Source organism: Carboxylicivirga fragile, from assembly GCF_050589805.1.
GTDB classification, from domain to species: domain Bacteria; phylum Bacteroidota; class Bacteroidia; order Bacteroidales; family Marinilabiliaceae; genus Carboxylicivirga; species Carboxylicivirga fragile.
Window position 1 is genome coordinate 1 of record NZ_JBNGOY010000102.1, and the last position, 4,259, is coordinate 4,259.

The 4,259-nt window shown below is 39.3% G+C and carries 2 protein-coding genes; one reads left to right on the forward strand and one right to left on the reverse strand.

The window, feature by feature from the left end; genetic code table 11:
• Positions 1–59: 59 nt before the first annotated feature.
• Positions 60–1,340 carry an LVIVD repeat-containing protein gene (locus ACRD7B_RS22590; RefSeq protein WP_430826941.1) on the reverse strand — a complete coding sequence of 427 codons (1,281 nt, stop codon included), beginning with the start codon at positions 1,338–1,340 and terminating at the stop codon, positions 60–62.
• A gap of 32 nt (positions 1,341–1,372) precedes the next feature.
• Here ACRD7B_RS22590 and priA point away from each other — a divergent pair, with 32 nt between their 5' ends.
• Entirely contained in the window at positions 1,373–3,958 is a 2,586-nt protein-coding gene (gene priA, locus ACRD7B_RS22595) for a replication restart helicase PriA (protein WP_430826942.1), read from the forward strand.
• The last annotated feature ends 301 nt before the right edge of the window (positions 3,959–4,259 follow it).

Genomic DNA, 4,259 nt, shown 5'->3' on the forward strand with positions numbered 1-4,259 from the left:
GGGGCGCCCCTCCCTTCTTATCAAACAATCAGAGCTATGTTAGGCTCAACATAGTGCCATTAGTTGCTTGATGTTTGCACTTCAATGGCGCTTAGCAACTGTATATTATTAATGTCGGTATAATCATACTGGTAGAATCCACCTTCTCCAATCATCAATAGTGTATTCCCTAATGGAATTACGTCAATGGCGTTAATGTTCTCGAAACGTTTTAGCTGATTTTGTAGGCTCATAATCTCTGGCTGAGTTGCATCAAATACGCGCAAACCGTCGTCGCCATCGCACACGAATAAATAATCACCATCTATACCTAGACCATGTGGATTGGTTAAGGCGACTGTATTCTTGAGTATCGGTGTTTGAAGATTACGGATATCAATCACATCCAACTGATTTGTTACGCGGCCGCATACATCATTGGAATGCAGCGTTACAAAAGCATAATCATCATTAACAACAACCGGATCACAAGCGGTCAGGTGCGAATAGGAAGAAATAAACACGGGCTCTGCACCATTGCTTAAATCAAATATTTGCATGCCATTCTGCCCACCAATAAATAATACATCATCTTTCGTAAACAATGTCTCAGCAACACCATTGGAATAAAAGCTATTTTTAACTACTGGCGAGGCTGGATCTGCAATGTCAAAAACATCGATCTCCCATTGCTGATCAATCACGTACAAGTAGTTTTTATTCAACATGAAGCGCGCCATGGAACCAGCAATTCCTGCACCCGGTGATCCGCCAACATCAGCAGCTTTACTCGAATTTAACATCGCATAATCGAAGCCCTCAAAAAATGGATATGGATTATAAATGTCATCAACTACTTCTTCTCTCACTTCGATTTGATTCCAGTTTACAACTACACCTTTGTTTTTATCTATGTCACCGATTCGGTAATCATTTTTAGTTGGAGGTAGATTGTAACGAAAAACATCCTTTAGGCGGTGTTTTTCCACTATGTTGTCAAGCGAGCTTACATCAATCGCAACCAGATCAACGTAACTATCAGCATACAATAAGCTGCCTTTGATCGCAATATCAACGTTTCCGGGTATTTCAATAAATGTTTTATAAACAGGAGATGATGGATTACTGTTGTCATAGACATGAACGCCTTTCATTATTTCGTTGATAAAAATATAATTATCCTTGAAATAGATTTTACCTGGCACCTCTAATGGTACCTCTTCAGTAATTTTCACACTCTTTCGCAGATCTTCATAAGTCATATACACAGGTGCATTAACTTGATACTCTTCAAAGTTTTTATCCTGACATGCAAATAAACCTATTAGGCTTGCAATTAAAAGTAAAGTAAGATTCTTCATAGGGTAATAATTGGTTTCTAAACAATAAGTAGATGACAGATATAGAAATTGGTTGCTTTACGCTAAAGTTTAAAATGGCTAATACAAAGAATGAATTCCCAATTTTCCAATCACTCTGCTTATCTTTACAGCCTTTAAATATTTCAATGAATAACTCCAGCTTGTACATCGACATTATTTTGCCAGTGCCCTTGGCTCGCCTTTTTACCTACTCGGTGCCAGAGGAAATGAGTAAGCATATTGCAGTGGGGCAACGTGTTGTTGTGCCCTTTGGTAAGAAGAAGGTGTATTCGGGTATCGTCTATAAAATTCATAACAACAAGCCTGAAGAATACGAAACAAAGGACATTACCTCCATATTAGATTCAGAAGCCATCGTGAACCAGAGTCAAATTAAATTTTGGGAATGGTTGGCTGAATATTATCAATGTACACTGGGCGAAATATATAAAGCGGCATTGCCATCGGGACTAAAGATGGAAAGCGAAACCAATGTAATTTATAATGCTGAATTCGTAGCGAATGGGCAGTTATCGGCGTCCGAAGGAAAAGTACTGGATATTGTAGCGAGTAAAAAAACCTGCACAATAAATGAGATAAACCAATTGAGCGGGCTTAAAAGCTGCCTACCTGTTATCAAAAAACTACTCGAACGCAATGCCCTGTTTGTAAGCGAACGATTGAAAGATAGCTATAAAGTAAAAACCGAAAAGCGACTTACACTAAATGCAGAATGCCGAAGTGAAGAAGCGCTACAAGCGGCTTTTGATCGTCTGTCAAGGGCTCCCAAACAATTAGAAGCATTAATGAGTTTTCTGAGCTTGGCCGGAGGCGTTCAGAAAGCAAGTAAAGGAGAATCGGTTCAGCGGCAAGCACTAATAAAAAAAACCAATGCGGCAGCATCGGTACTAAAAGAACTTGTAGAGAAGAAGATTCTGACAGAAAGTGAACACAGTATCGACAGGCTCGACCTTAGTGATTCAGAAAACAGCATAGCCAGTCCGCTAACACCTGCTCAGCAAACTGCCTTTTCCGAAATAAACACGTCGTTTGAAACAAAGGACGTTGTTTTATTACATGGTGTAACATCAGGTGGGAAAACCGAAATATATATCCATTTAATTGAAGCCCAATTAAAGAAAGGTAAACAAGTGCTTTACCTATTACCCGAGATTGCCTTAACCACTCAAATAACCAAACGACTCAAGAAACATTTTGGTAATATACTTGGTATCTACCACAGTAAGTTTGCCGATGCCGAGCGCGTTGAGGTTTGGCAGAATTTACAAGCCAAACGTAACTATCAGATAATTGTTGGCGTGCGTTCTTCCGTTTTTTTGCCATTTGAAAATCTAGGTTTAATAATAGTGGATGAGGAACACGAAAACACCTACAAACAATTTGATCCTGCGCCCCGTTATCACGCCAGAGATGCATCCATTGTATTGGCTCATATGCATGGGGCGAAAACGATTCTGGGTACCGCCACGCCATCCATCGAATCGTATTACAACGCGCAACAAGGTAAGTTTGGCTTGGTTGAACTGACGCAACGTTACGAAGGCATTCAGATGCCACAGATTGTAGCCGTTGACACCAGAGAAGCACGCCGTAAGAAACTAATGAAATCCACTTTCTCGCCCCAGTTGGTTGAGCAAATGGACGAAGCATTGAAAAATGGTAAGCAAATAATACTATTTCAGAATCGCCGCGGGTTTAGTCCATTTATTGAATGTGGGCAATGCGCGTGGGTGGCTAAATGTGTGAATTGCGATGTGAGTATGACCTATCATAAACATTATCACCAACTGATATGTCATTACTGCAATCATACCGAGAAGCTCCCTGATATATGTCCGGCTTGTCATAATCCGGCCATCGAAACACGTGGCTTTGGTACCGAAAAAATAGAGGAAGAAATCAAACTTATCTATCCCGACAACAAAGTAGCTCGGATGGATTTGGATACCACTCGTAGCAAATCGGCCTATGACAAAATAATTGGGCGATTTGAGGATGGTAAAATTGATATTCTTATAGGCACACAAATGATTTCGAAAGGGCTCGATTTCGAGAATGTGTCGTTGGTAGGTATATTAAATGCCGACAATATGTTGAATTACCCTGACTTCAGAGCCTTTGAAAGGAGTTTTCAATTGATGACACAGGTAAGTGGACGTGCTGGCCGAAAACATCAACAAGGTTTGGTGGTATTGCAAACATCCAATACGCAACATCCTGTTGTTATGGATGTAATCAATAATAATTTCATTAATCATTACAATGGGCAAATAGAAGAAAGGGCTGCTTTTAAGTATCCACCATTTTATCGCCTTATCAACATTACCATTAAACACAAAGATCAAACAAAGTGTAACAGAGCGTCTGCTATTTTGGCCAATCAACTGATGCACATGCTTGGTAATCGGGTATTAGGTCCACAAGCGCCGGTAATAAACCGTATTCAGAATTTATTCATTAAAAAGATTCTATTGAAATTGGAGAAAAAGGCCTCTCCGGCAAGAGTGAAGTCAATTATTCGGGAAGCCATCAATTCAATCGTCTCGCAGCAAGAGTATCGATCAGTCATCTTTCAAATTGATGTTGATCCGGTTTAAATGGGTGTTAGGTACTAGGGATTAGATACTAGGTGTTAGGGATTAGGGATTAGGTGTTGATTCACGATAGATAAAAATCTAATAAGCGTTTTATTTTTTACTTCTAAAACCATAAACGTTAAACCTGAATTATTCATTAGGAATCATTTTTTTATGATGAACTAATGGATCCATGAAGGTTAACTCCGTCACGATAATTATCGTGATAGAAAATCACCATTTTGGTATTTTCACCAAATGGATGATTTGCTTTATCGTTATGCATTTAGGCTATTTTTTATTATTCGAATGCATAGTTTGG